The organism is Promicromonospora sp. NPDC050880, assembly GCF_044456525.1.
GTDB lineage: Bacteria > Actinomycetota > Actinomycetes > Actinomycetales > Cellulomonadaceae > Promicromonospora.
Window position 1 is genome coordinate 1 of sequence record NZ_JBITFV010000003.1, and the last position, 21,785, is coordinate 21,785.

Sequence of the window (21,785 nt, forward strand, 5' to 3'; positions counted from 1 at the left end):
ACCATCCAGCAGCACGATCCGAAACAAGAGAGTCAAATAATTGGCATTGACTATCAAGCACACTGTTGAGTTCTCAAACAACCGACGCACACCGTTGCAGTCATCATCCTGTGGATGCTGACCCCATCCGGGGCAACCTCTTCAACTTACCAGGTCCGAATCCGCCTCGCAAACTCGCAGTTCCTGAAGAACTACTCGTTGCAGTAGGACCCGCATCTGATATCCCGCAGAGCAGTGTGAACTGCTCTGCATCAGAGATGGGATCCAGCCCCGGCGCGGCCACTCGGTCCGTTTCCGGCCCCTCGTGTCCGTCGGCCCGTCGGGCTGACATCCAGAACACTACGTCAGCCGCTGGGGTGCGTCAAAGCCAGGGTCCGTGACAGCGGACACAGAGGCGCTGTTCACCGGCTGTTTTTCCAAGAAGCTCTCAGGTCGGGGCGGTCCAGAGGCCTGCCGAACCGCCGTCGGCGCGCTCCGACGCGGCTCGTCGGCCTGTGATCGACCAAGAACCCTCTCGCTCGGCCATGTCTTCGTAATCTTTGATTCAGATTTCGCCAGACTCGCCCCTGAACGTCGGCTCGCACCGCAGGGCACTCACCGGGAGCCCCTGAGCACGCCGGCGATGCCTCAGCGATCACCCACCGCTCGCCCTTGCTGCGCCGATCCCCCCGGGACCAGCGCACCGATGTCGTCCGTGACGGCATCGGCACCCGCTCGCCGCAGCTCGATCCCGCGTCGTCGCGTCGTGGCGTAGCCGATGGAGCGGACGCCCGTTGCCCTAGCGACCTCGATGTCGGACACCGAGTCACCGATCAGGACCGCTCGCCGCGCGCCGGCCCCGGCGATCGTCAGCGCGCGCTCGACCGTGTGCGGATGCGGCTTCATCAGGTCCGGCCGCACGGCAGGCCGGCCGACGACGTCGCGCACCCACGAGGTCAGGCCATGCCGTTCGAGGTAGGCGTGGATCGCCGCCGCGGCGTTGTTGCTGACGACGACCACCGGGACACCGACACCGTCGAGCGCGGCGAGGAGTGCGTTCGCCCCCGACGTCGGTGCGCACGTCCGGGCCGAAGCCGTCTCCGCGGCCGCGCACGCATCGTCCACGGCGCCGAGCGCCTCACGCGCGTGCTTCCCTGTCCAGCGGATCACAGCGAGGTGGTCGGACGTCGTCGCGACGGCGGCGGGTACCGCGATACCGCAGGCCTGGAGGGCGCGGCGACCGTCATCGGCGACGTGCAGGTTGACCGGCCTGGGCAGGAGTGCGGTGACCGGGCCGTCGAAGTCGAGCAGGACGGCGGCCGAGTCGTCGAGGAGCTGGGCGGCATCGATCACCGAGGCACTGTGTCACCCGCTCGTCCGGCGAACCGTCGGACAACGACGAGGCCCCGGCCAGCGTCTCCGCCGGCCGGGGCCTCGTTCCTGATGTGCGCCCGGAGGGATTCGAACCCCCAACCTTCTGATCTGTCGCCTCTGGAGGACCTCCTGGCGATCGCCGCGGCGGCGGCCGACGAGTGCTGGTGCTCCCGCGAGGGGTGCACGGAGAACTACCTGGTCCCCTGCGCCTGCCCGTGCCACGGCGACGTCGACGCGTGGGAGCTGGCCGCATGATCCCCGCCGGATACTTCCCCGCGGCGCCCGTGACGTGCGTCCACGTCGGGTGCGCCGGCGACGTCTGCCGGTACGTCCCGCCGGCGATCGGCCCCGAACTCCCGCGGCGGATCACCACGGCCGACGGCGCGGTGTGGACGCGCCACGGGGACCTCTACTACGGGCCGAGGAACGGCGAGGGCGGGCTGGTCGCCACATGGAAGGCGGTCGCCGGCGCTGGCGCTGGGCGGCCGATCTTCGGCGCCGTGTTCCCCGCCGGGGCGTGGGAGGTGGCGGCATGAGCGCCCGCCGGAGCACGGTCGAGCGGCGCGCCGAACTCGTCGCCGAGTTGGAGCAGCTCGCGGCCGCGAAGTCGGCATGGTGGGACGCACTGCGCCAGGCCAACGCCGAGGGGGTCGACGGCCGGCGCATGAGTCGCCTGCTGGCCGAGTCGGCCGAGGTCGACGAGCGCGCCGAGCAGCTCCGCCAGCGCTACTTCCCGCGCGCCGGGAAGCTCTGCATCACGGCCGACGAGACGATCGGGCAGACCGCGAGCGCCTTCACGATGTCGCCGCGCGGCCGGAGCATCCGGACGGTGTGGACCGCCGCGGATGGGCTCGCCGCATGAGCGCCGTGCTCGACCGTGACGACGTCGTCGTGGTCGTGGCGGAGGAGCTGGCCAACGGTGCGCCGCACCCGTATGCCGGCCGCGTTGGGCTCGTGGTCGAGGTCCGCACAGCCGGGCGGTACCGGGTGCGCGTGGCGATCGACGGGCGCGAGCTCATGTTCGCGGCCGACGAGCTGGAACGTCACCCCGGCGCGGTTTCGCATGATGAAACCGCTGTCCGGGATGTCCGTTGAGCACGATATTCGCGCCCTATGACGTTTTCATGACTGAACGATGGGAATGTCACATGGCGGACTGGACTCTGTGGCTGCGCGCGGTCGGGCGTGCGTCCACGACGATCAAGACGCGGGTCGAGCACATTCGGTGGCTCGCGCGGGACACCACGGCCGACGAGCCGTGGACCCTCACGACGGGGGACCTGGTCGCATGGCTCGGCTCGCACGACTGGGCGCGTGAGACGCGCCGCAGCGTGCGGGCGAGTCTGCGCGGCTTCTGGCGCTGGGGCGTGCTCGACGGGCGCGCCGGCGAGGATCCGACGACAGCGCTGCCAGCGCCGCGTCCCAGCGTGCCCGCGCCGCATCCGACGCCGGAGCATGCCTACGCGGCCGCGCTTCACCACGCCTCGCCGGCGGCCCGGCTCATGCTGCAGCTCGCGGCCGAGTACGGGCTACGCCGCGCGGAGGTGGCACAGGTGCACGCGCGCGACGTCGTCGAGACGAACGACGGCTGGACTCTCACCGTCCACGGCAAGGGCGGCCGCGAGCGCCCGGTACCCCTCGCGCCGTCCATGGCGTGGGACCTGCGCACGAAGTGCCAGGGCTCCTTCGCGTTCCCGGGCCGGATCGATGGCCACGTGTCCGCGCGGTGGGTCGGCGTGCGGATCAGCCGGCTCCTGCCGCCCGGTCTGAGCATGCACGGGCTGCGGCATCGGTTCGCCTCGAACGCGTACCGGCTGTCCAACGACCTGCTGGGCGTGCAGAAGCTGCTGGGGCACGCGTCTCCGACCACGACCCAGGTGTACGTCCTGGTCCCCGACGAGCGTCTACGGACGATCGTCGACGCCGTCGCGGGTGAACGTGGCCGAGCACTCTCCCATCCACCTGATACGGGCCGCTACGGTGCCGCGCATGGCTGACGACGACCTGAAGCGGATCCGTGAGCTCCTCGAGGTGCAGGAGGCCCGGCGCGCTCGCGCGCGCCGGGCCTGGTTGCGGTGGTTGCCGGTGCTGCTGGTCGTGGCGGTCGTCGCTGTCTGGGGTGGGGTCGCCTGGTCGAACCACGTCGAGGACCAGCGCAAGACGGACCTGATCTCCTGCCAGTACCTCAAGTCCCTGACTGGCGGCGACATGGACGACTGCCTAGCTGACGGGCGGTAGCCGGCGCTCGACGTCGGCCTTCCAGGCGGTGTCCTGGGTGACGTGGTCCTCCAGCAGGAGCCGGACGGCGGTGATCTCGTCGCGCTGGGTGGATCCGCCGTTGTGGCGCGTCTGGCCGGCGGCCGTCGCGGCGTCCTGCCGGACACGGTGGGTCATGACGAGCTGGACGACCTGGAGCGCGGCGCCGACCAGGACGACGACGATCGCGACGGCGGCCGCGGGCCAGGACACGATCACGGTGGGGTCGATCATCGGTGGTAGACCTTCCTGGCGAGCTGGTAGGCGCGGTCGGTGGTGGTGCCCCACCTGCCGTCGACGACGACGTCCAGGGCCCGCTGGACGTCCATGACGGTGTCATCGTGGGCGCGGCGCGAGGCCAGACCCCAGACGCCGTCATCGGGCGTCCCCACGACGCGCTGGGTGTAGGCGATGCCGTACGGGAACCGGACGCCGGCGAGCACGGACGCCTGCTGGACCGCGCGGAGCCGCTTGTCGGTGTCCGGGCCCCAGAGGTTGTCCCGGCCGGCGGCCGGCGTGTGGACCGCGCCCTGCAGCTCCCACACCTTGAGGTCGCCGGCACGCCGGCGCACGTCGCCGGCACCGTAGTTGGACCACTCCCCGACGTCGACGTGGAGGTGGTTGCGGTGGTTCGCGGCCACGCCGGCGACGCCGTCGCGCGCGAAGATCAGGGCCAGGCCCATGGACTCGGCCACCTCGAGCGCGACGACCAGGTGGGCGCGCTCGCCGGGCGGGTTCCCGGTGCCCCAGTTGAGGTCCGCGGCCAGGCCGTCGTAGTGCCACGAGCCGGCCGCGTGCACCCCGCGCGTCACGCCGCCGTACGCCGGGTGCTCCCCCACGCGGTAGCCGGCCGCCTGCGCCCACGCGAGGAACCGCAGGAGCGAGCTCGTCGGGGTGACCTGCTTGGACAGTGCCATCGTCGGGTCCTCTCAGGGGGTAGCGGTCAGCTGCACGACGGAGGTCCCGTCGGTCAGGTTGTGCATCACGGACCGGACCATGTACTCGACGCCGTTCGGGTCCGGGTAGACCTGGTACGGGACCAGGCGCAGGTCCATGGGCACGGTGACGGTCTGTGCCCGACCGAGCGGCGCGCGCCGGGACAGGTAGTAGCCAGCGCGCGTGTTCCGGTCACCCTGCGACGTGTCCGGGTAGGTGCGGGTCGAGACCTGGACCTGCTTGCGCAGCGCACTCGTCGAGCCGGACAGACCCCGGTTGCTGAACTCGTAGTTGAACGTGGTGCCCGCGGTGATCAGCGTCGCCGTGCCGGTGGCCATGCGGCGCGGGAACTCGAGGTACATCGCGTTGCCCCACTCGGGCACGTCGCGGGACCGCTGAACAGTCCACGCGGTCGGCTCGACGTCTCCTGGGTCCAGGCTGGCATCAGGATCCGGGTAGGCGGGCACGACCCACGAGTGCGCGGGGGTGCGTTCGTAGGTCGGCGCCGACAACAGCCACTCCAGCGAGTCGCCGCCGGACGTGCCCCAGCCGAAGTGCTGGACGGCACCGCCCGGGGAGGTGCTCACGGTCTGCTGCACGTACTCCCAGACGTTTCCGCCCGGGACGACGAACCGGCCCTCGTACGCGGCCGGCACGCTGCCCGTGCTCGGCGCTGTCCAGCCCGCACCGACCGTCGTCCCGACCGCCGTGTTGACCAGCGACTGCACCATGGAGAGCGCCGTCGGGTAGATCGACGTGTCGGACAGGTTGATGCTGTTCTGGGTGCTCCCGTAGTCCTGCACGAGGGCCTCGTACGACGCCAGGACCAGGGTCAGGGTCTCGGCACGGGCGTCGATCGTGTACCCGCGAACGTTCAGCTCCCATAGGGCCTGCCGTCCCGTGACGGCGTCCACGAGGAACAGCTGCACGAACTGCGCGATCGACGGGTCGACGAGCTGGAGAGACGTGGCGTCGAACTCCCGGAACGGGAACACGAACTCCGCGCGGACCGCCGGCGCCCACGTACGGTCCATCGTGATCGTCCCGCGCAGCGCCGGGATGATCGCCAGAGCCGGGCCGCCGGGCACCGTCCCGGTGAGCTGCACGAAGCAGTCGAACTCACCGATCATGGGGCGACCTCCTGGACGCCGAGAACGGACACACGCCAGTAGCTCGTCGCGGTCGGGGTAGGCAGGCCGGCGCCGCCCACGGGGACGTACCAGAAGTCCAGCGCGTAGTCCGTGTCCTCCAGCCGGAGCAGGCCGCCCAGGTGTGCGTCGTAGACCGCTTCGGCGTTCGCCTTGGACGGGCACAGCAGCTCCAGGTTCCCGGCCAGGCCGCCAGGATCCTTGAGGACCACGTAGGGCAGACCGCCCGTCACGGGGTCGTGCACGATGTCGGTCCGGCGTTGCATCAGGCTCGACTCCAACAGCACCGTGAAGCCCGTGGCGATCGCGGAGTCGGCCGCGTCGTAGAGGGTCGCCATCACACGGCCGCCTGTCCGAGACGAACCTGAACCTGGATCGCGGGGAGCCGGATCCCGTTCACCGTGTTGTAGACGTCGTTGATGGACGACTGCGGCACGTACACGTTCACCGGAACGTCCCTTCCCCTGATGCGGTCCACCTCGCGTTGTGTGCGGCCAGCGGTGCCGCGGTCGTCGACGTCGACGTCGACGTCCTTGCCACGGATCCCACGCACCGCGCCATCGACCTTGTTCGCGGAGCTCACGCCCTCGCGCCCGAACTTGCGCGAGGCGCCCTCCAGAAGGTCGTACTCCCGCTCGGCGTTGGAGATCCCGTCCTGGAGGTTCCCGGTCTCGTCGGTGACTACCGAGGTCTGGTCGCGCAGCATCTTCAGCGCGGCCTGGCCGTCCAGGGTGAGCGGGCCGCCGTAGTTGTCTGCGGCGTGCTCGATCGCTTCGCTGTACGCCTCCGAGACGATGCGGGTCGACTCGGTGTCGCCGGCCATCGCGGCCAGGGCCTCCGCGGCGGTCACGCCGAGACGCTCCGCGGCAGTCTCGATCGCTTCCACCCCGTACTGGGTGAGCAGCGCCTCCGCGCGGACCTGCTGGTACGCCTCGCGGGCCTCGGCCGGGAGCTGGTCGAACGAGCCGGTGCTGTTCTCGATCAGGATGTCCCGCACTTCGGTGCCGATCGCCTCGACGGCTTCCTTGGACTGCTGCCACTGCCCGACGAACGACTGGATCAGGGTGGAAGCGACCAGGGCGCCCGCGATGCCGGCCGGCCCGCCAACGGCTCCGACGGCGACCAGGGTGTCGGTGAGCGCGTCGGTGATGGTCTCGATGTCCTCAGAGTCGAACCCGTCCTTGAACCCGCGCACGACCTCAGCGCCGGCCTCCGAGAAGTTGGACACCAGCTCGGCCTTGATCTCGGCCTTGTACAGGTCGTCCGCGTCGATCGCGTTGTCCTCGACGGCGCGCTTGATGCCGTCCAGGCCGTCCTGGACGTCGTCGCCGGCCTGCTTCCCCGCGTCGCCGGCGTCACGCAGCGCGGTGCGCATCTTCTCGATCTCGGTGGGGCCCTGCTCCCCGATGCGGCGGGCGGCCTCAAGCAGGTCGTCCCGGGCGCCGGCCTCCCGCAGCGCGTCCTCGACCTTGGCGGCGGCGGCCTCCCAGTCGCCGCCCATGCCGTCCGCTTCGCGCTTGACCTCCCGGCGCAGGTCAGAGAACTCGCGGCGGGTCGCTCTCGTGTCGGTGTCGACCTCGATCCCCAGGCGCATGTCCGCCATCAGGTGTTCCTCCCGTCCAGGGTCTCGTGGATCGTGCGGACGATCGTCTGGGCGTACGCGGACAGGACCCGGCGCACGGCCTCTTTCCCGTACCGGAACAGCACGCGGCCGGGGCGAGAGCGGGCCGGGAGCTGGCGCTGGGTGTGCCGGCGCACCGGGAACCTCGTCGAGCCTCTACGGCCCGTGTACGTGGTCACCTTCTGCCCGGTCGATCCGAACTCGACGGCCGGCCAGTCGTCGCCCAGCCGGGAGCGCGTCGCGCCCGTGAACCTCGTCGAGCGCGCCGACGCCCGCACCCGGGACCCGGACAGAGCCATGCGGTCCTGGGGTCCGGTGGCGTACTTCAGGACCGTGGAGTCCGACCAGACGGCGGACGCGATCGTGGGGACGTGGGCGCCGAGAGCCTTCGTGACCTCGGTGCCCACGTCCTCCATCTGCGCGGCCCGCTGGTAGAACGCGTCCCAGTCCCGGAGCCGGAGCTTGGACGGCATCAGGTCCGGAACCCGTCCAGCGCGGCGCGGACGGCCGCGTCCTTCGCCTCCAGGAGCTTGCGGAGCGCCGTCGACTTCTCGGCGCCGTCGGGCAGGCTGTTGTCCACCTTGATCGCGAGCACGCGGAACTCCTCCGACGTGTCGCGCATGATGCCGTACGGCAGGTGCGAGAACTCGAAGTAGCGCAGGATCGGCGCGGCCATCAGACGGCCGGCACAAGCGTGGGCTTGCCGGTGCAGGGCAGGGACACGCTCCCCGTGGCGACCGTGTTGACGGCGCCACCGATCGCACCGGGGGCGATGATCAGCGGCACGGTGAACGCGGCTCCGCCGTCGACGGGCTCCAGCTCGACGGTGATTGTCGTGCCCTCGTTCGCGTGCAGGTACTGGGACAGGCTGTTGGCCGTCTCCCAGTCCTGGGCGTACTCGATGGCACACACCCAGGTCGCGGTGCCCGCGGCGTTGAACGTGTTCCCGGCCAGGCCCGTCCAGGAGAACGTGGGCGTGGTCGGGGTGATGGTGACCGACGAGACGTGCGCGGCGTAGTTGTCCGTGGGCACGAGGAATCGGGCCTTCTTCATGACGATCGGGGCGACAGCGATATCAACCATGGCGGGGGCTCCTAGCTCTCGGTGGCGACGATGTTGGACGGGACCTGGACGGCGACCTCGAACACCGGGACGGTGTCGTTCAGGACCTTGTACGTGGCCGACGTCCACGTGACGTTGTGGAGGGTGTAGAGCGCGACCAGGACGTCGTCCAGCGCCACGTCCAGGGCGTCCAGCGCGGCGGACCCCACCTGCTTGGCCGTGGCGACGTACAGGGTGATGGTGTGCGTCATGTGCGTGTCCGGTGCCTCCGGCGTCGGGACGACGGACGAGCGGTAGAACATCACCGTTGGACCGGACGGCGTGATCGTGCTGTCGTACGTGATGAGCGTCCAGCCGTCGTCCAGCTCTGTCCTGAGCCCGGCTTCGAGCCAGGTGCGCATGTTCGTCACCAGATGCCCGCCTTCCCGGACTTGGGCTTGAGCAGCTGCTTCACGGCCCAGTCGAGCGGATGGACCGTGATGGGGAAGTCGGCGCCGATGTTCTCTGCGCCGCCGGCGACCAGGGACCGGTACCGGCCGCGGGCCTGGACGATCACGGCCTGCTTCCAGGACGTGGCCACGAACGTGTCCGTGGACAGCGCGGTGTCCGTGGGCACCTCCAGGAACGCCATGCAGTCCCGCTGGGCGGACGTGAGCAGCGCGGCCAGGACGACGTCCGACTGGGGCGCGTCAGCCCACAGGACTTCCAGCAGCTCCGCGTCGTCCGTCACGTCCACCCAGGCGGGCATCAGGCGGCCGTGTCGATCGTGACGAGCTGGAACGACTTCGCGTCGCCGGTGTGCAGCGCGTAGTACCCGAACAGGCCCGTGGACACGGAGCCGTCCCCGACGTTCACGGACTCGACGCGCAGCTCGCGCTCGCCGAACTTCTCGTGAGCGCCGGTCGCGCCGACCAGGACCTTCTTGTCGCCGGTCGCGGTCTCGATCGCCGTGTTCGTGGTCGGCACGATCTTGAACTGCTCGATCCGCCCGTCGGTCGGGTCCAGGCCCAGGGACACTGCGAGGTACCCGAGGATGTCCTGCTGGCGGAGCATGAGCAGCTCCTTGTACGCGGTCAGCGGGACGATCGCGAAGTCCGGCACGGACCGCTCCTCGATCGCGAGGATGCCGTCGACGATGCCCCCGATGACCTTGTCGACGACCGTGGTGCCCGTCACGGCCGACGCGGTCAGCGCCGTGTAGTTCGCCGCCGTGACCATGTGGGCGATGGCCGCCGCGTCCAGCTTGCGCGAGACGTTGTTCGCCTGCTCGCGGTAGTACGCCGTCCAGAACTCCGCGTTCGGGAAGTCCACGTTGATCCGGTCGACCTTGTTGCCGCCGGCGTACCGGACGGCGTCGATCTCGACCGACGTGGTCGAGAAGTCGCCGGTGGGGATGGCGGCCATCTCGCCGGCGTAGTCGTCGACGGTGCCGCGCTCGGCGTCGGTCACGACGAACCCGACGGCCTTGGGGCCGGTGAGCGGGCGGCCCGTGAACAGCGACGCGAACTTCGGGCGGTGCGTGCGCTGGGCCCACACCTCGCCCAACCAGGTCGGCTGGATCGCTGCTTCCGAGTCGGTGAGCAGGATGTCACCGGTGGCCGCGGTCAGCCGCGTTGCGGCCATCTCCTGGACCAGCTCGCGCTGGGCCTGCTCGGGGCCGACCTCGAACGCGCGAGCGGTCAGCCGCCGGGCGACGTCCTCAACGGTCCTCGGGACGCCGACGCCGGCGGCCTTCGTCCTCAGGACGTCGCCCAGCGAGCGCGGGGCCGACGCCGTCAGGTTGTCCGGTGCCGTCTCGTCGACGGCGGTGTTCTCGGGCACGGTGCCCTCCTCCTCTGCCGCCGCGGCGGCCTCGTCCTCGGCCTGGTCGGCGTCGGCAGTGTTGGGGTCCTCGGTGTCCGCGGCGACGAGCTGGGCGGACGGGAACGCGGGGTTGGTGACGAAGCCAGCGCCGTCGAGCACGCCGGCCTGTAGAGCGCCGGCCTTGATCACCGGTGCGTCGATCTCCACGGAGATCCCGGTACGCACGCCCTCGGCGGCCTCGACCAGGAGGTCATTGCCGGCCGACGTCGCCAGGACACGGACGACGGCGTCCAGGCCGTCGTCCGACTCGGTGACCGATACGAACTTCGCGACAGGCCGGGTGCGGTCGTGCTCCAGGTTCGCGGACATCGCGGTCACGTCGGCCGGGAGTTCGACGACGCCGGGGGACACGGTGACCGTGCCCAGGCTCGTGCGGCCGGGCTCGCCGAACGGGAGCAGCCGGTAGGTCAGGGTCCGGTCGTCGGTGCTCGCGGAGAGCAGCGTGCCGGCCACGCGTATGGCGGTCATCCCTCGCCCCACTGCTCACGGATGTAGTCGAGCGCGTCCCGCGGCTGGTCCGGCTCGACGTCGGGCTGCGCCTTCGGCTCGACGTCGGGCTGCGCCTTCGGCTCGACGTCGGGCTGCGCCTTCGGCTCGACGTCGGGCTGCGCCTCCGGCTCGACGTCGGGCTGCGCCTCCGGCTCGGGCGTGGTCTTCTTCGTGGCCATCAGGTGGTCTCCGTTCCTGCGGTTGGTGCCGGCCGGACGCCGGGTGCCTGCATGGCACCGCGGTAGGACAGCGCGTCGTCGAAGTTCATGCGGATGTCTGTACCGGCGGCGGCGGCGAGCGTGAACGCGTCCTCGAACCCGACGCCGTAGAGGTTCTTGATCGCGTCGACCAGGTCGATGCGGCCGGCCTCGACGGTCGAGTACTTCAGCGAGCTCGCGACCTGGGAGGCGTCCAGCTCGGAGGCGGGGATGCCGGTGTGCCGGGCGACGTCGAGGGTGACCGCGTTGCGGCCGTTCTCGAACAGGGACACCGCGGCCTCGCCGTGGGTGCGCAGCTCGACCGACGACGGCGTGACGGTGACCATGCCGCCGTCGCTGTCTCGGCGGTTGGCGACGTAGTTCGTCGCGAGCTTCTTGCGCGCCGTGGCGGCCTCCTCGTCGTCGCCGTCGTACAGCGACGAGGGGTCGGTCACGTGCAGCTCGGTGACCGGCACGGGGTTCTTCACGCGCGCCTGCCACTGGGTGTCCAGGTCGATGGCGCCGCGGATCGTGCGAGCAGCAGAGATCAGCAGCCCCTCGAACGGACCGCACACGAGGATGACCTCGCTGCGCTTCGGGGCGTACCCGTCGCCCACGATCACGTTGTTCGCGGCGTCGAACGTCCACGACTCCTTGGGCACGCGCCGCGCATCCTCGATCTCCCCGTCGGCGTCGCGCTTGGTGTGCACCAGCGCCCAGCCGTAGAAGAGCGCGTCGTCAGCGAGCGCCATCATGGAGGTGCGGCGGCCGACGTCGCCGCCCATGTTCACCAGCCAGCGCGGCGCGTCGACGTCCTGCCCGTCACGGACGCCGACGAACTTCGCCTGCGCGAGCGTCGAGCACACCAGGTGGCGCGCCTTCGCGACGGCCGGGACCTGCATGGCCATCTCGCGGGTGACCAGGAGCTGGTCCGGGCGGCCCCAGATGTCTGCGAACGCGACCTGCGCGAGGGTGTTCTCTCCCGACCACGGCGACTCGATCTGCATGGTCTGCCCGTAGGAGGGCGACGGCGGCGACGGGATGCGGCGGGTCAGCCAGTCCCCGAACCAGCTCATGCAAGCCTCCCCACACGTTCGAACATTCATCCGAACTGTAGCCGTCACACAACGGTTGGTGGAGGTTGGTGTGCAGGTGGCGGTGTGTGTAGGCGGATTACTCCTACGCGAAGGTGAGAGCGCCGGCGGTGCGGGCCGGCATCTGGTCGAACTGGTACAGGGCCAGGCTCGCGGCGACGAGCGGGGCCGTGTCCGTCGTGGCGAGCCGGCGGGCGAACAGCCGGGCGCCCTCGGTCTGCCGCCACGCCGCGCCTTCCGCGGCCGCGTTGAGGGACGACTGGTCGAAGTGCACGAGGATCCCGTCGCCCAGGTTGGACACGAGCAGCTGGGCGGCGGCCGCGGCGTCCTTGAGATACCCGGGCGCGAGGGTCACGCCTCCGCGCCGGCGGCCGATGTCGCCGGCGGGACCGTGGTTGGCGCCGATGCCGTCGTACCGGACGGGCACGCGGTACTTGCGTGCGACGCGGTGCACGACATCGGGCACCCAGGACATGCCGGCGCGGTAGTCGAGGATCGCGACGTACGCGAGACCGGCGGGGTCGCGCCATGCCGCGGCGACGGCCGCGGTGGACCCGTCCGGCGCGACGTCGTACGCGAGGCCGAACCGAGCCGGGAGCTCTTCGCGAGGAGCCGCGGCCGCGCGCCAGGCGTCCATATCGATGGCCGCGGTGGATCCGTCCGTGGGCCACAGGCACAGGTACTCGCGGGCGAAGCGGACCGGGCCGAGCCGGTAGCGGCGTTTCTCCAGGGTGGCCATGGTGACCATCCCGGACGACACGCCGGGGTGCACGCGGCGCCACACCTTGCGGTCCTCGGGGTCGTCGCCGTCGGCCGCGGAGTAGTCCAGGATGCCGGGCGCCATGGGCCCGCCTTCGCGACCCTCGGACAGCAGCTCCCAGAACATCCCGTCTCGGAACTTGCCCGGGGTCCCGGACACGACGAGCTGGGCGAGCGGGCCGCGGGTGTCCATCAGCGGGAGCACGCCGGTCAGCAGGTCCGTGCCGACGTTGCCGTCGAGCTCGCCGGCCTCGTCGATCCAGATGTCGTCCGACGCCTGGGAGCGCACGGCGCCGGCGTCCGGGGGAACGGCCCAGACCTTCGAGCCGAGACGGATCCCCCGTTCCTCCAGCTCCTCGGGGGTGACGTCGTCGAACTCCTCCTGCGACACGTCGATCACGTTCCCGTCGCGGTCCGTCGAGGGCCACTCCAGCCGTTCGCGGCCGCCGTTCGCGTAGTACACGATCCGGCCGGGCCGGCGCCGGCGGGAGCGGGACTCGACGGCGTACCCGCGCGCGAGCAGGATCTGCGCGTGCTCGCGCATGATCTGCGAGGCGATGTTGCCGGACTGGGCCGTCACGACGACGCGGTGACCCGGTCGGGTGTCCGCGCGGCCGAGCATCGTCGACATGATCGACGTGGTCTTGGTGCTGCGGCGGGGGATCTGGACGACGAGCTCCTGCCGGAGCGCCTCGTCCGGCCGGCGCCGCCGGCGGGCCTCCAGGAGCCGGGCGACGCGCTGGCCCTGGTCCTTGAGGTCGAGGCCGAGCATGGTCGCGCCGCGGAGCGCGGCGGTGATGTCGGTGTCGCGGGGGACCGGGGTCGCGTAGCGGGGCCGTGCCATGGGGCCAGTGTGCGACATCGCCGCTGGTCAGGGCCGCTGCCCACACACACGGAGGCAGGGGCATACATGCGTGGGTTGCCAGCGAAATTCAAAACGGCCGGCCCCGCGTCCCGTGAGGAGACGCGGGGCCGGCCGCGGTGCATGACGGACACCTTGGGGGTGCTGGGTTCGAGATCCCTGTGCAGGTCACCAGGCTAGCGGCCGCTCCTCCAGCTTGCGTGTCCTGGCCGTGGTGCGTCGTACATTCGTTCGAGGTGCGGCGCGGCCGCCCGACGCGTCCGAGCACCCGCGGTGGGAGACCCCCACCTCAGCCCAGGCGGGGATCACCCGGACCCCCTGGGCCCGGAACCAGCGCCGCGGTGGGTCGTGCTCGACGACCCACGCGCCGCCGGTCACCGGCCGCCCGCAGAGGTAGCACGGGAGGGGGAGCCGCGAGCGCCAGCGGTCGCGCGAGCTCGCGACCTTCCGCCCGTTCCAGTCGTCAGCCGCCATCGGGGCCCGGGATGATCCCGTCCCGCACCGCGCGGCGGAGGATCGCGTCCAGCATCCCGTGCCACGCGAGGTGACGGTGGGCCTCGTGTGCGGCGGCCCGCGCGGTGGTGTGGCCGCCCGTGCGCTCGCCACAGACCAGGCACCGCGTGCGCCAGCGCGTCCGGAGCCAGGCGCGCCACGAGCGGTAACGGATGACGTCGACGCTCATGATCTCGCTCACTGGTGGAGCCATGCGTCGAGGCCGATACCGCCCGCCACGCCGACGACGACGGCGGCGAGGTACGCGAGCGCCGTCCGGACCTCGCGGCGCCGCTGGGCCCGCGCACGGCGCGCGTCACGTGCGCGGCTCATGTGCGGATCACCCCCCGGGTGTCGCCATGCAAGATCCGGCGGATGTGGGAGAGCACCGCGCCGAGCGTGAGGAACGTGAACTCGGGACCACGGGCCACGATGCGGTTCGTTGCGGCCGCGAGCGCCCCGGCCTCGTTGAAGTCGTCGTCCGCGAGAACGAACGCGCACCCGAGGTTGACGAGCTCGCCGGCAGCGAGCTCGAAGCCGGCGGTGTCGTCGGCCGGCATGGTCGTGTGCGTCCGGACACTGAACCTCGCGCGCTCGACGGGGTCGTCCAGGTCGACGCCGGCGGCCTGGAGCGTCGCCATGCCAGCGGTGGTGCCCACGGCGCCGAGCACCTTGGCCAGGTTCGGCCCGCTGAGGGGCAGCGAGTACAGCAGGCCGAACAGCATCGGGTCCGGGTCCGGCTCGCGGAGGATGGCCAGCATCTCCTCCGTGGTGGCAAGCACCTCGGCGTCGGTCAGTTCTCGAGTCATGCCTGGACCTCCTGGTAGAGCGCGTGCGCTGTGCTCTTCGGGATGTGGAGCTCCTGGCCGATGGCCTCGAAGCTGGGAGGGGGGACCTGGGCGCGCAGCTCGCGCACCTTGGCCGCGAGCGCCTGGCGGTCGGGCGTGCGCGTCCGGCGTCGACGTGGCGGCCGCGCGTGCCGGCGGCCGGCGAGCGACTGGCGGACGGCGCCCAGGTCGACGACGCGGGACACGACGGGCGTCGGGGTCGTGGCCGTCTCGTCGACGCGCGAGACGCGCTCGGTGAGGAGCTGGGCGAGCGTGTGGGTGGCCAGGAGCATGGCGAGCGGGGCGAGGCCGACGACGGCGGTCCCGACGATGCGCTGGACGGCCTCTGAGGGCTCCCAGCCGTGCAACGTGTTGCCCAGGGTGCTCACGGCCGTGAAGAGCGCCAGCGACACCCAGGAGAGCCACACGGACTCGCGGCGGGCCCGCTGGACGAGCCAGGCCAGGGTGTAGCACAGGACGGCGGCGTCGATCATGACGGGCACGAGCCAGGCGAGCCAGAGGGGCACGCGGCCCCAGGTCGCGACGTCGCGCAGACCGTGGAACGAGAGCACGAACGACGCGGCGGCGATCGTCACGCCGAACAGGATGGTCAGGACGACGACGGGCGCGCGGTCGGCGTCGAGCCGCCGGGCCGCCATCAGAGCGCCTCGATCGCGTCGACGATCGCCTGGAGTGCCGCGAGGACCTCGTCGACGTCGGCGCCGGGCGCGCGGACGAACGGGCGGCCGTCGTGCACGCCGGCCATGAGCGAGTAGCCGGCGAGCTCGAAGGTGTGCGGCTCACCGGCGGGCGGGACGAGAGCCGCGGGGAGACGGTGCGGGAGCGGGGCGCCGAAGTCGACGTCGACGGGCGGCTGGTAGGTCGTCATCACGCACGCTCCCCGACGACGATGGCGGCGCGCACGGACTCCGCGTGGTGGCGCATCCCAGCCGCCCGGATCCGTCCGGCGTCGGACTCCTCGATGGCGAGGTTCTCGTCCAGCTCGGGGTCGTCGAGCACGTGCGCGCGGCAGTCGGTGCAGACGATGTACGGGCCGTTCTTGCTCAGGAGCGACAGCTCCCAGTTGATGCATCGGTCGAGGAGCTTGGTGAGCTCGTCGACGTCGAGCGCGGCCGCCAGGCCCGCGCGGACCGTCGCGAAGTCGCCCAGCTCGTCGTCGTGGGCCAGGTCCTTGCGGAAGTCGGCGCGCATCGCCCGCGCGGCGCGCTCGACGGCGGGTGTGGCGGTGGCGTTCAGCAGGTTCATGGGTCGTCTCCTGGTGTGTCGTGGGCCGCGAGCGCCGCGTAGTCGAGGGCGGGCGGCCGGATGTTGGCCAGAGCGTTCGTGGTACGTCGATAGGTCAGCCGGCACAGGGGGCAGAGCGGTTCGCCGGCGCGGGTGTGGCGTGTGCGGTCGTCGCCGTGTTCGCACTGGTGTTCGGGTCGCATACCTCCCAGAGTGACACCCGGTCTCACATGAGGCCGGGATTCCGGCGGAGCGGATCCCGCCGGCGGCGGGAGCTCTTCCGGAGCGGTCCCCTCCCCCAAAGCGGCCCAAGATCCATGCCCCGATATCTCGTCTCGGCCAGCACCCGTAGCGCCCTCACCGAACGTGAGCGCGCTCCTGTACTGGACCGGGACGGGATCTCGAGCTCGCGCGTGCCGGTGCCGCCGGGCCCCCACCAGCGGACTGAGGAAAGGGAGGCCGTCAGCCTGGTTTGGTACCCGGCGGGGCGACGTGAAGAGGAAACGCCGGGTGCTGGCCCGCTGGGCCAACACGGAAAGGCCGGCCCCCGGTGCGGGGGCCGGCCTGATCAGACGGCTACGTCGTCGAGCCGCTGCTGGACTCGTACGTCGTCGAGGGGCTCGGTCAGCGTGAGCTCCAGGTCGTCGTCGACGGGCGCCAGGATGGAGGTCAGGTCCATCTCCAGCGTGACGGCGGCCGCCTCGATCTCGTTGAGGCGCCAGGGGATGTGCCCGCTGGCGCGGTCGGACAGGGACTGCTGGGAGATGCCCAGCTGTGCGGCCGCCCGGCGCTGCGAGAGCCCCAGCTCTCCCATGCGGCGCTCGATGTTGCGCCGTGCGCGATCTGCGAGCGAGCCGCGCGGGACAGCAGCGTGGCGAGCGGTCGTGACTGACATGGCTGTAGTTCTAACCGACATACCCGGTCACTCGCAACAGCAGTAGGTCACCAGGTGCGGGTGAAGTCGCCGAGGGACCTTCTGTCGCCCTCTGGACACTACCGAGTTTCCCGGTAATGTTGGCGGCATGACGACACAGGAGCTGGTCGCGCCGGCCTACACGGCGCCGACGACCTACAGCGAGATCATCCGGGACGAGATCAAGGCGGAGTGCGGCCGGCGCGGCATCAGCCAGCGTCGGCTGTCACGCGTGATCGGCATTTCCCAGCAGTCGCTCTCGGACCGGTGGCGCGGACGGATCCCCTGGACCCTGGACGAAGTAGAGCGCCTCGAACCAGTCCTGGGACTGGATCGAGGCGCTCTGTTGTTCCGGTGCGCCCGAAGGGATTCGAACCCCCAACCTTCTGATCCGTAGTCAGATGCTCTATCCGTTGAGCTACGGGCGCCTGCTGTACTGCACGACTGTCGGTTCGCCGCTCGTGCGGCCGACCGACGAGAACACTACCGCCTGTTCGGCGCGGGCCCAAACTCAAACCGCGCTTCCCGGAGAGAACTCCGTCACAGACCGTCCGGAACCGCCGCCCGACGAGTCGCACGAGAGTTCCGACAGAAAAGGCCCCGGGCGTCACGCGCGGCCGGGACCTTCCTGGCGGAGACGGAGGGATTTGAACCCTCGAACGGGTTGCCCCGTTACCACCTTAGCAGGGTGGCGCACTAGACCTGACTATGCGACGTCTCCTCGCGACACCCCACGCCCAGACAGGGCGATGCCGCGCGGCCCAGGGTACCTGCCGCACGGCGGCCTGAGCAAAGCGGAGGGCCGATCAGTACTGCTGCGCGCTCCGGAACCGCGTCATCCTGCGGTTCCTCAACCGCGCGCACGCTGGAGCGACCGGCCCGCGGAGGCCGTGCGAGAACTCCCACCCGGCATATTTCACCTGGCGTCAATAGCGGGTACATTCGCGGACATGGACTACGACGTCTTGGTCATCGGATCCGGTTTCGGCGGCAGCGTCGCCGCCCTCCGGCTCACGGAGAAGGGCTACCGCGTCGGCGTGCTCGAGGCCGGCCGCAGGTTCGAGGACCACGAGTTCGCGAAGAACTCCTGGCACCTCAAGCAGTTCCTGTGGGCTCCCGCGCTCGGCTGCTACGGGATCCAGCGGGTCCGCCTGCTGCGCAACGTCCTGTGCCTCACGGGCGCAGGCGTCGGCGGTGGGTCGCTGGTGTACGCCAACACGCTCTACCGCCCCTTGGACCCGTTCTACGCCGACACCGCGTGGTCCCACATCACCGACTGGAAGTCCGAGCTCGCGCCGTACTACGACCAGGCGGAGCGCATGCTCGGCGTGGTGCGGTACCACGGGCGCTCCCCGGCCGACGAGATCGTCCGCGGCGTGGCCGACGACATGGGCGTGGGGCACACCTTCCGGCCCACCCGCGTCGGCGTCTACTTCGGGCCCGGCGGGGCCGAGGCACCGACACCGGGACGCCGGGACCCCGATCCGTTCTTCGGCGGCGTGGGTCCCGAGCGGTCCGGCTGCACGGAGTGCGGCGAGTGCATGACCGGCTGCCGTCACGGCGCCAAGAACACCCTGGTGAAGAACTATCTCTATCTCGCGGAACAGGCGGGCGCCACGGTGCACCCGCTGACCACGGCCGACGTCGTGCGGCCGCTGGACGGCGGCGGGTACGAGGTGCGCACGCACCGTACCGGGAGGCGGTGGGCCGGCGGACGACGGTTCACCGCGCGGCAGGTGGTCTTCGCGGCCGGCACGCTCGGGACGCAGCGGCTGCTGCACGCCATGAAGGACGCCGGCACGCTGCCGCGGCTGTCGGCCCGGCTCGGGCATCTCACGCGCACGAACTCCGAGGCGCTGCTGGGGGCGATGACGCACAAGGTCGGCTCGACCGACTACTCCCGCGGGGTGGCCATCACGTCGTCGTTCTACCCGAACGAGAGCACGCACATCGAGCCCGTCCGGTACGGGCACGGGTCCAACGTCATGGCGGCCCTCCAGCACATCCTCGTGGACGGCGGACCGCACCGCTTCGTGCGCTGGCTCGGCGAGATGGGCAAGAACCTGAGATGGCTGCCGGTGCTGCTGGACTGGCGCCGCTGGTCGGAGCGGACCGTCATCGCCCTGGTCATGCAGGCCCAGGACAACTCGCTCGTCACCCTGACCAGGCGGTCACCCTTCGGACGTTTCATGACGTCGCGGCAGGGCACCGGGGTGCCGAACCCGAGCTGGATCCCGGAGGGGCACGAGGCGGTGCGGCGGATGGCCGACAAGCTGGGTGACGACGGTGTCGAGGGCATCGCGGGCGGCACGATCGGCGACCCGTTCAACATCCCGCTCACCGCGCACATCCTCGGCGGCTGCGCGATCGGGTCGGACGCGGAGAGCGGCGTCGTCGACCCGTACCTGCGGGTGTTCGGGCACGAGGGGCTGCACGTGATGGACGGTTCGGCGGTGACGGCGAACCTCGGGGTGAACCCTTCGCTGACCATCACGGCGCAGGCGGAGCGCGCGTGCGCGCTGTGGCCGAACGCCGGTGAGCCGGACGCCCGGCCCGCACCGGGCGGCGCGTACGTGCCCGTCCGGCCGGTGCGACCGACGGCGCCCGTGGTACCCGAGGCGGCACCGGCCGCGCTGCGGCTCCCCATCGTCGGGATCAGCTAGATCGTCGGGACCAGCCCGCAGGAGCGGTCTGGACGACAGAGGGCGCCGGCCCGGAGGCGAGTCCCCCTGGCCGGCGCCCCGTGACGTCGACGTTCCTGAGCGGAGGGCGAGGGATTCGAACCCCCGGTGCGTTGCCGCACAACGGTTTTCAAGACCGTCACATTAGGCCGCTCTGTCAGCCCTCCTCGCGCGCCCGGCGTCCGCCGTGCAGACGACAGGACCGCGCGGCCACACAGTCTAGCGCCAGCACGGACGGCGACGGCGGGCCGCCTCGAAAGGTGGCCCGCCGTACGCGAAGTGCTGGAGAGTGACTCAGCCCTGCGCCTGTGCGCCGGACCGGAGCTGACGCATCGCGAGCTGGACCAGCGCGATGAGCGTCTGCTTGGTGGCCGCGCGCGAGCGTGCGTCGGTGTACAGCATCGGCACGTGGGAGGGGATCTGGAGCGCCTCGCGCACGTCCTCGAGCCGGTGCTTGGCCACGCCGTCGAAGCAGTTCACGCCCACGACGAACGGGATGTTGCGGGACTCGAAGTAGTCGATCGCCGGGAAGCGCTGCTCCAGGCGGTCCGTGTCCACCAGGACGACGGCGCCGATCGCGCCGCGCACCAGGTCGTCCCACATGAACAGGAAGCGGTCCTGACCCGGCGTGCCGAACAGGTACAGCCACAGGTTGCCCGGCAGCTCCACGCGGCCGAAGTCCATGGCCACCGTGGTGGTGGTCTTGCGGTCGGTGACACCACCCGCGTCGTCCACGCCGACCGAGTGCTCGGTCATGGCGGCCTCGGTGTTCAGCGGCTCGACGTCGGAGATGGAACCGATGAACGTCGTCTTGCCCACGGCGAAGCCACCGGCGACGACGATCTTGACGACCGTCGGAGCCGTGCGCTCGGACGCGGGCTGCGCGCCGGGAGCGGGCTGCGCGCCCGCGGTGCCGGCAGGTGCCTGCTGCATCACCGGCGGCGCGGGCTGGGTCTGCGCGGGCCGGGATGCCTGCGCGGTGGGCGCCGGGGCGCCGCCGCCACCACCGAGCACGCTCTGGCGCGCAGGCGTGTTCGAGGAGGCCGTCGCGGTGCCGGCGTTACCCGAGACCGGGGCCCAGTTGGGGCCGCTGCGGGCCCCGCCGTCAGAGGGCGGAAATGCCATTCAGAACACTCTCCAAGACGCTCAGCGACAGGCCCGAGTTCGAGCTGCCGTGGCCTGTGTGGACGTTAACCGGTGTCGAGGTGTGCACGGTGACGTGCCCTTCCTCCTGCATGTCCGCCACCAGGATCCGGACGACCCCCAGGGGCAGACGCAGGAGGGCCGACAGCTCGGCGATCGACACGTACGTGTGCGCGGCGTGCTGGAGGATCGCGCGCTTCTCGGGCGGCAGGCCGTAGCTGCTGACCGCGCCGGGAAGAACCTCCACGAGGGCCTCGAGCGGCAGGTCGGACAGCTCCGACCGCACCCGGCCTCCGGTGACCGCGTAGGGACGCACGGTGGACGTCTCACGGACGTCCCCCTGCCCCTGGGAACCGAAAGGTGCGTACGTCATGGTCGAGTCCTCATCCCACGCTGGCTGCTCGGGTCTGCCCATCGACCGGGAGGCTGCCCCGCATCTCCGAGATGAGCTGCGGCGTGAGCGTGGCCTCGGTGCGGGACACCAGGAGGGCCATCTCGTAGCCGATGAGGCCGATGTCGCAGGTGGCCTCCGCGACCACGCCGAGCACGGACCCGTTCGAGACGTTCATCAGGAAAAGGAACCCGTTGTCCATCTCGATGATCGCCTGACGGACATTACCGCCGTTGAGCTGCCGGGAAGCTCCACGCGTAAGACTTGACATACCCGAGACGATTGCCGCGAGCTGATCGCCGCTGGTGCGGTCGAGCTGGTCGGACATCGCCATGAGCAGGCCGTCTGCCGATACCACGAGCGTGTGCCGGCTGCCGGGAACGGTACGCACGAAGTTGTCGAGCAGCCACCCGAAATTCGTTGCTTCGGTGCTGAGGGTCACTCTCTGTTCCT

General features: G+C 70.9%; 32 protein-coding genes and 3 tRNA genes. 7 read left to right on the forward strand and 28 right to left on the reverse strand.

What is annotated here, in order from left to right; translation table 11 throughout:
* Positions 1–627 precede the first annotated feature (627 nt).
* Entirely contained in the window at positions 628–1,332 is a 705-nt protein-coding gene (locus tag ACIBBF_RS06690; RefSeq protein ID WP_397411786.1) for an HAD family hydrolase, read from the reverse strand.
* Between the two features lie 272 nt (positions 1,333–1,604).
* On the opposite strand from ACIBBF_RS06690, the gene ACIBBF_RS06695 reads away from it, so the two are divergent.
* The 5 genes from ACIBBF_RS06695 to ACIBBF_RS06715 are packed head-to-tail and all read left to right on the forward strand — an operon-like array spanning position 1,605 to position 3,591.
* Complete coding sequence (locus ACIBBF_RS06695) at positions 1,605–1,889, forward strand: hypothetical protein (protein ID WP_397411788.1); 285 nt, start codon at positions 1,605–1,607, stop codon at positions 1,887–1,889.
* Positions 1,886–2,215 carry a hypothetical protein gene (locus ACIBBF_RS06700; protein ID WP_397411790.1) on the forward strand — a complete coding sequence of 110 codons (330 nt, stop codon included), beginning with the start codon at positions 1,886–1,888 and terminating at the stop codon, positions 2,213–2,215. The genes ACIBBF_RS06695 and ACIBBF_RS06700 overlap by 4 nt, the downstream gene beginning before the upstream one ends.
* Complete coding sequence (locus ACIBBF_RS06705; protein ID WP_397411792.1) at positions 2,212–2,448, forward strand: hypothetical protein; 237 nt, start codon at positions 2,212–2,214, stop codon at positions 2,446–2,448. Before ACIBBF_RS06700 ends, ACIBBF_RS06705 begins: the two co-directional genes overlap by 4 nt.
* Positions 2,449–2,501: 53 nt before the next feature.
* Positions 2,502–3,350, forward strand: coding sequence for a tyrosine-type recombinase/integrase (locus ACIBBF_RS06710; RefSeq protein WP_397411794.1), 849 nt, complete (start codon positions 2,502–2,504; stop codon positions 3,348–3,350).
* Positions 3,343–3,591 (forward strand): hypothetical protein, encoded by a 249-nt coding sequence (locus tag ACIBBF_RS06715; RefSeq protein WP_397411796.1) that lies wholly within the window; start codon positions 3,343–3,345, stop codon positions 3,589–3,591. The genes ACIBBF_RS06710 and ACIBBF_RS06715 overlap by 8 nt, the downstream gene beginning before the upstream one ends.
* Here the strand turns inward: ACIBBF_RS06715 and ACIBBF_RS06720 are convergent.
* The 21 genes from ACIBBF_RS06720 to ACIBBF_RS06820 form a co-directional block, all read right to left on the reverse strand.
* A complete protein-coding gene (locus ACIBBF_RS06720; RefSeq protein ID WP_397411797.1) occupies positions 3,574–3,843 on the reverse strand; it encodes a hypothetical protein in 270 nt (89 codons plus the stop codon). The genes ACIBBF_RS06715 and ACIBBF_RS06720 overlap by 18 nt on opposite strands.
* Complete coding sequence (locus tag ACIBBF_RS06725; RefSeq protein ID WP_397411799.1) at positions 3,840–4,526, reverse strand: hypothetical protein; 687 nt, start codon at positions 4,524–4,526, stop codon at positions 3,840–3,842. The genes ACIBBF_RS06720 and ACIBBF_RS06725 overlap by 4 nt, the downstream gene beginning before the upstream one ends.
* Before the next feature lie 12 nt (positions 4,527–4,538).
* Positions 4,539–5,675, reverse strand: coding sequence for a hypothetical protein (locus ACIBBF_RS06730; protein ID WP_397411801.1), 1,137 nt, complete (start codon positions 5,673–5,675; stop codon positions 4,539–4,541).
* Entirely contained in the window at positions 5,672–6,031 is a 360-nt protein-coding gene (locus ACIBBF_RS06735) for a hypothetical protein (protein ID WP_397411803.1), read from the reverse strand. Before ACIBBF_RS06735 ends, ACIBBF_RS06730 begins: the two co-directional genes overlap by 4 nt.
* Positions 6,031–7,296, reverse strand: coding sequence for a hypothetical protein (locus tag ACIBBF_RS06740; RefSeq protein WP_397411805.1), 1,266 nt, complete (start codon positions 7,294–7,296; stop codon positions 6,031–6,033). The genes ACIBBF_RS06735 and ACIBBF_RS06740 overlap by 1 nt, the downstream gene beginning before the upstream one ends.
* Entirely contained in the window at positions 7,296–7,787 is a 492-nt protein-coding gene (locus ACIBBF_RS06745) for a hypothetical protein (protein WP_397411807.1), read from the reverse strand. Before ACIBBF_RS06745 ends, ACIBBF_RS06740 begins: the two co-directional genes overlap by 1 nt.
* On the reverse strand, positions 7,787–7,990 hold the full coding sequence (locus ACIBBF_RS06750) for a hypothetical protein (protein WP_397411809.1): 204 nt from the start codon (positions 7,988–7,990) through the stop codon (positions 7,787–7,789). Before ACIBBF_RS06750 ends, ACIBBF_RS06745 begins: the two co-directional genes overlap by 1 nt.
* Positions 7,990–8,397, reverse strand: a complete 408-nt coding sequence (locus ACIBBF_RS06755) for a hypothetical protein (RefSeq protein WP_397411811.1) — start codon at positions 8,395–8,397, stop codon at positions 7,990–7,992. The genes ACIBBF_RS06750 and ACIBBF_RS06755 overlap by 1 nt, the downstream gene beginning before the upstream one ends.
* 11 nt (positions 8,398–8,408) lie before the next feature.
* The gene (locus ACIBBF_RS06760; protein WP_397411813.1) at positions 8,409–8,786 is read right to left on the reverse strand and encodes a hypothetical protein; all 378 of its coding nucleotides are present in this window, start codon (positions 8,784–8,786) and stop codon (positions 8,409–8,411) included.
* Positions 8,783–9,124, reverse strand: a complete 342-nt coding sequence (locus ACIBBF_RS06765; protein ID WP_397411815.1) for a hypothetical protein — start codon at positions 9,122–9,124, stop codon at positions 8,783–8,785. Before ACIBBF_RS06765 ends, ACIBBF_RS06760 begins: the two co-directional genes overlap by 4 nt.
* Complete coding sequence (locus ACIBBF_RS06770; protein ID WP_397411817.1) at positions 9,124–10,707, reverse strand: hypothetical protein; 1,584 nt, start codon at positions 10,705–10,707, stop codon at positions 9,124–9,126. Before ACIBBF_RS06770 ends, ACIBBF_RS06765 begins: the two co-directional genes overlap by 1 nt.
* Positions 10,704–10,907 (reverse strand): hypothetical protein, encoded by a 204-nt coding sequence (locus ACIBBF_RS06775; protein WP_397411819.1) that lies wholly within the window; start codon positions 10,905–10,907, stop codon positions 10,704–10,706. The genes ACIBBF_RS06770 and ACIBBF_RS06775 overlap by 4 nt, the downstream gene beginning before the upstream one ends.
* A complete protein-coding gene (locus ACIBBF_RS06780; protein ID WP_397411821.1) occupies positions 10,907–12,001 on the reverse strand; it encodes a hypothetical protein in 1,095 nt (364 codons plus the stop codon). The genes ACIBBF_RS06775 and ACIBBF_RS06780 overlap by 1 nt, the downstream gene beginning before the upstream one ends.
* A gap of 103 nt (positions 12,002–12,104) precedes the next feature.
* Complete coding sequence (locus ACIBBF_RS06785; protein ID WP_397411823.1) at positions 12,105–13,622, reverse strand: hypothetical protein; 1,518 nt, start codon at positions 13,620–13,622, stop codon at positions 12,105–12,107.
* Positions 13,623–14,103: 481 nt separating this feature from the next.
* The gene (locus ACIBBF_RS06790; RefSeq protein WP_397411825.1) at positions 14,104–14,334 is read right to left on the reverse strand and encodes a hypothetical protein; all 231 of its coding nucleotides are present in this window, start codon (positions 14,332–14,334) and stop codon (positions 14,104–14,106) included.
* A complete protein-coding gene (locus ACIBBF_RS06795) occupies positions 14,331–14,465 on the reverse strand; it encodes a hypothetical protein (RefSeq protein ID WP_397411827.1) in 135 nt (44 codons plus the stop codon). Before ACIBBF_RS06795 ends, ACIBBF_RS06790 begins: the two co-directional genes overlap by 4 nt.
* A complete protein-coding gene (locus tag ACIBBF_RS06800; protein WP_397411829.1) occupies positions 14,462–14,941 on the reverse strand; it encodes a hypothetical protein in 480 nt (159 codons plus the stop codon). Before ACIBBF_RS06800 ends, ACIBBF_RS06795 begins: the two co-directional genes overlap by 4 nt.
* Positions 14,938–15,618 (reverse strand): DUF2637 domain-containing protein, encoded by a 681-nt coding sequence (locus tag ACIBBF_RS06805; protein WP_397411831.1) that lies wholly within the window; start codon positions 15,616–15,618, stop codon positions 14,938–14,940. Before ACIBBF_RS06805 ends, ACIBBF_RS06800 begins: the two co-directional genes overlap by 4 nt.
* Entirely contained in the window at positions 15,618–15,848 is a 231-nt protein-coding gene (locus ACIBBF_RS06810; RefSeq protein ID WP_397411833.1) for a hypothetical protein, read from the reverse strand. The genes ACIBBF_RS06805 and ACIBBF_RS06810 overlap by 1 nt, the downstream gene beginning before the upstream one ends.
* The gene (locus ACIBBF_RS06815) at positions 15,848–16,225 is read right to left on the reverse strand and encodes a hypothetical protein (RefSeq protein ID WP_397411835.1); all 378 of its coding nucleotides are present in this window, start codon (positions 16,223–16,225) and stop codon (positions 15,848–15,850) included. The genes ACIBBF_RS06810 and ACIBBF_RS06815 overlap by 1 nt, the downstream gene beginning before the upstream one ends.
* Before the next feature lie 547 nt (positions 16,226–16,772).
* The gene (locus ACIBBF_RS06820; RefSeq protein WP_397411837.1) at positions 16,773–17,099 is read right to left on the reverse strand and encodes a helix-turn-helix domain-containing protein; all 327 of its coding nucleotides are present in this window, start codon (positions 17,097–17,099) and stop codon (positions 16,773–16,775) included.
* A 127-nt stretch (positions 17,100–17,226) separates the two neighbouring features.
* On the opposite strand from ACIBBF_RS06820, the gene ACIBBF_RS06825 reads away from it, so the two are divergent.
* Complete coding sequence (locus tag ACIBBF_RS06825) at positions 17,227–17,514, forward strand: helix-turn-helix domain-containing protein (RefSeq protein ID WP_397412674.1); 288 nt, start codon at positions 17,227–17,229, stop codon at positions 17,512–17,514.
* Here the strand turns inward: ACIBBF_RS06825 and ACIBBF_RS06830 are convergent.
* Both ACIBBF_RS06830 and ACIBBF_RS06835 read right to left on the reverse strand, forming a co-directional pair.
* Positions 17,473–17,545: transfer RNA gene (locus ACIBBF_RS06830), tRNA-Arg, on the reverse strand. The two genes, ACIBBF_RS06825 and ACIBBF_RS06830, sit on opposite strands and share 42 nt — an antisense overlap.
* Positions 17,546–17,746: 201 nt before the next feature.
* Positions 17,747–17,838 (reverse strand) — tRNA-Ser (locus ACIBBF_RS06835).
* A 229-nt stretch (positions 17,839–18,067) separates the two neighbouring features.
* Here ACIBBF_RS06835 and ACIBBF_RS06840 point away from each other — a divergent pair.
* A complete protein-coding gene (locus ACIBBF_RS06840; RefSeq protein WP_397411839.1) occupies positions 18,068–19,780 on the forward strand; it encodes a GMC oxidoreductase in 1,713 nt (570 codons plus the stop codon).
* 100 nt (positions 19,781–19,880) lie between these two features.
* Here ACIBBF_RS06840 and ACIBBF_RS06845 read toward each other — a convergent pair.
* The 4 genes from ACIBBF_RS06845 to ACIBBF_RS06860 all read right to left on the reverse strand — a co-directional run bounded on the left by ACIBBF_RS06845 (position 19,881) and on the right by ACIBBF_RS06860 (position 21,774).
* A tRNA-Ser gene (locus ACIBBF_RS06845) sits at positions 19,881–19,965 on the reverse strand.
* Between the two features lie 127 nt (positions 19,966–20,092).
* Entirely contained in the window at positions 20,093–20,731 is a 639-nt protein-coding gene (locus ACIBBF_RS06850; RefSeq protein WP_397412675.1) for a GTP-binding protein, read from the reverse strand.
* Positions 20,732–20,903: 172 nt separating this feature from the next.
* Entirely contained in the window at positions 20,904–21,314 is a 411-nt protein-coding gene (locus tag ACIBBF_RS06855) for a DUF742 domain-containing protein (protein WP_119141442.1), read from the reverse strand.
* Between the two features lie 10 nt (positions 21,315–21,324).
* Positions 21,325–21,774 carry a roadblock/LC7 domain-containing protein gene (locus ACIBBF_RS06860; protein ID WP_020017525.1) on the reverse strand — a complete coding sequence of 150 codons (450 nt, stop codon included), beginning with the start codon at positions 21,772–21,774 and terminating at the stop codon, positions 21,325–21,327.
* Between the last annotated feature and the right edge of the window lie 11 nt (positions 21,775–21,785).

Bases quoted from the DNA above. Each gene is read 5' to 3' on its own strand.
- ACIBBF_RS06695 (WP_397411788.1), top strand. From the start codon at position 1,605: ATGATCCCCGCCGGATACTTCCCCGCGGCGCCCGTGACGTGCGTCCAC.
- ACIBBF_RS06700 (WP_397411790.1), top strand. From the start codon at position 1,886: ATGAGCGCCCGCCGGAGCACGGTCGAGCGGCGCGCCGAACTCGTCGCC.
- ACIBBF_RS06705 (WP_397411792.1), top strand. From the start codon at position 2,212: ATGAGCGCCGTGCTCGACCGTGACGACGTCGTCGTGGTCGTGGCGGAG.
- ACIBBF_RS06710 (WP_397411794.1), top strand. From the start codon at position 2,502: ATGGCGGACTGGACTCTGTGGCTGCGCGCGGTCGGGCGTGCGTCCACG.
- ACIBBF_RS06715 (WP_397411796.1), top strand. From the start codon at position 3,343: ATGGCTGACGACGACCTGAAGCGGATCCGTGAGCTCCTCGAGGTGCAG.
- ACIBBF_RS06720 (WP_397411797.1), bottom strand. From the start codon at position 3,843: ATGATCGACCCCACCGTGATCGTGTCCTGGCCCGCGGCCGCCGTCGCG.
- ACIBBF_RS06725 (WP_397411799.1), bottom strand. From the start codon at position 4,526: ATGGCACTGTCCAAGCAGGTCACCCCGACGAGCTCGCTCCTGCGGTTC.
- ACIBBF_RS06730 (WP_397411801.1), bottom strand. From the start codon at position 5,675: ATGATCGGTGAGTTCGACTGCTTCGTGCAGCTCACCGGGACGGTGCCC.
- ACIBBF_RS06735 (WP_397411803.1), bottom strand. From the start codon at position 6,031: ATGGCGACCCTCTACGACGCGGCCGACTCCGCGATCGCCACGGGCTTC.
- ACIBBF_RS06740 (WP_397411805.1), bottom strand. From the start codon at position 7,296: ATGGCGGACATGCGCCTGGGGATCGAGGTCGACACCGACACGAGAGCG.
- ACIBBF_RS06745 (WP_397411807.1), bottom strand. From the start codon at position 7,787: ATGCCGTCCAAGCTCCGGCTCCGGGACTGGGACGCGTTCTACCAGCGG.
- ACIBBF_RS06750 (WP_397411809.1), bottom strand. From the start codon at position 7,990: ATGGCCGCGCCGATCCTGCGCTACTTCGAGTTCTCGCACCTGCCGTAC.
- ACIBBF_RS06755 (WP_397411811.1), bottom strand. From the start codon at position 8,397: ATGGTTGATATCGCTGTCGCCCCGATCGTCATGAAGAAGGCCCGATTC.
- ACIBBF_RS06765 (WP_397411815.1), bottom strand. From the start codon at position 9,124: ATGCCCGCCTGGGTGGACGTGACGGACGACGCGGAGCTGCTGGAAGTC.
- ACIBBF_RS06770 (WP_397411817.1), bottom strand. From the start codon at position 10,707: ATGACCGCCATACGCGTGGCCGGCACGCTGCTCTCCGCGAGCACCGAC.
- ACIBBF_RS06775 (WP_397411819.1), bottom strand. From the start codon at position 10,907: ATGGCCACGAAGAAGACCACGCCCGAGCCGGAGGCGCAGCCCGACGTC.
- ACIBBF_RS06780 (WP_397411821.1), bottom strand. From the start codon at position 12,001: ATGAGCTGGTTCGGGGACTGGCTGACCCGCCGCATCCCGTCGCCGCCG.
- ACIBBF_RS06785 (WP_397411823.1), bottom strand. From the start codon at position 13,622: ATGGCACGGCCCCGCTACGCGACCCCGGTCCCCCGCGACACCGACATC.
- ACIBBF_RS06795 (WP_397411827.1), bottom strand. From the start codon at position 14,465: ATGAGCCGCGCACGTGACGCGCGCCGTGCGCGGGCCCAGCGGCGCCGC.
- ACIBBF_RS06800 (WP_397411829.1), bottom strand. From the start codon at position 14,941: ATGACTCGAGAACTGACCGACGCCGAGGTGCTTGCCACCACGGAGGAG.
- ACIBBF_RS06805 (WP_397411831.1), bottom strand. From the start codon at position 15,618: ATGGCGGCCCGGCGGCTCGACGCCGACCGCGCGCCCGTCGTCGTCCTG.
- ACIBBF_RS06810 (WP_397411833.1), bottom strand. From the start codon at position 15,848: ATGACGACCTACCAGCCGCCCGTCGACGTCGACTTCGGCGCCCCGCTC.
- ACIBBF_RS06815 (WP_397411835.1), bottom strand. From the start codon at position 16,225: ATGAACCTGCTGAACGCCACCGCCACACCCGCCGTCGAGCGCGCCGCG.
- ACIBBF_RS06820 (WP_397411837.1), bottom strand. From the start codon at position 17,099: ATGTCAGTCACGACCGCTCGCCACGCTGCTGTCCCGCGCGGCTCGCTC.
- ACIBBF_RS06825 (WP_397412674.1), top strand. From the start codon at position 17,227: ATGACGACACAGGAGCTGGTCGCGCCGGCCTACACGGCGCCGACGACC.
- ACIBBF_RS06840 (WP_397411839.1), top strand. From the start codon at position 18,068: ATGGACTACGACGTCTTGGTCATCGGATCCGGTTTCGGCGGCAGCGTC.
- ACIBBF_RS06850 (WP_397412675.1), bottom strand. From the start codon at position 20,731: ATGCAGCAGGCACCTGCCGGCACCGCGGGCGCGCAGCCCGCTCCCGGC.
- ACIBBF_RS06855 (WP_119141442.1), bottom strand. From the start codon at position 21,314: ATGACGTACGCACCTTTCGGTTCCCAGGGGCAGGGGGACGTCCGTGAG.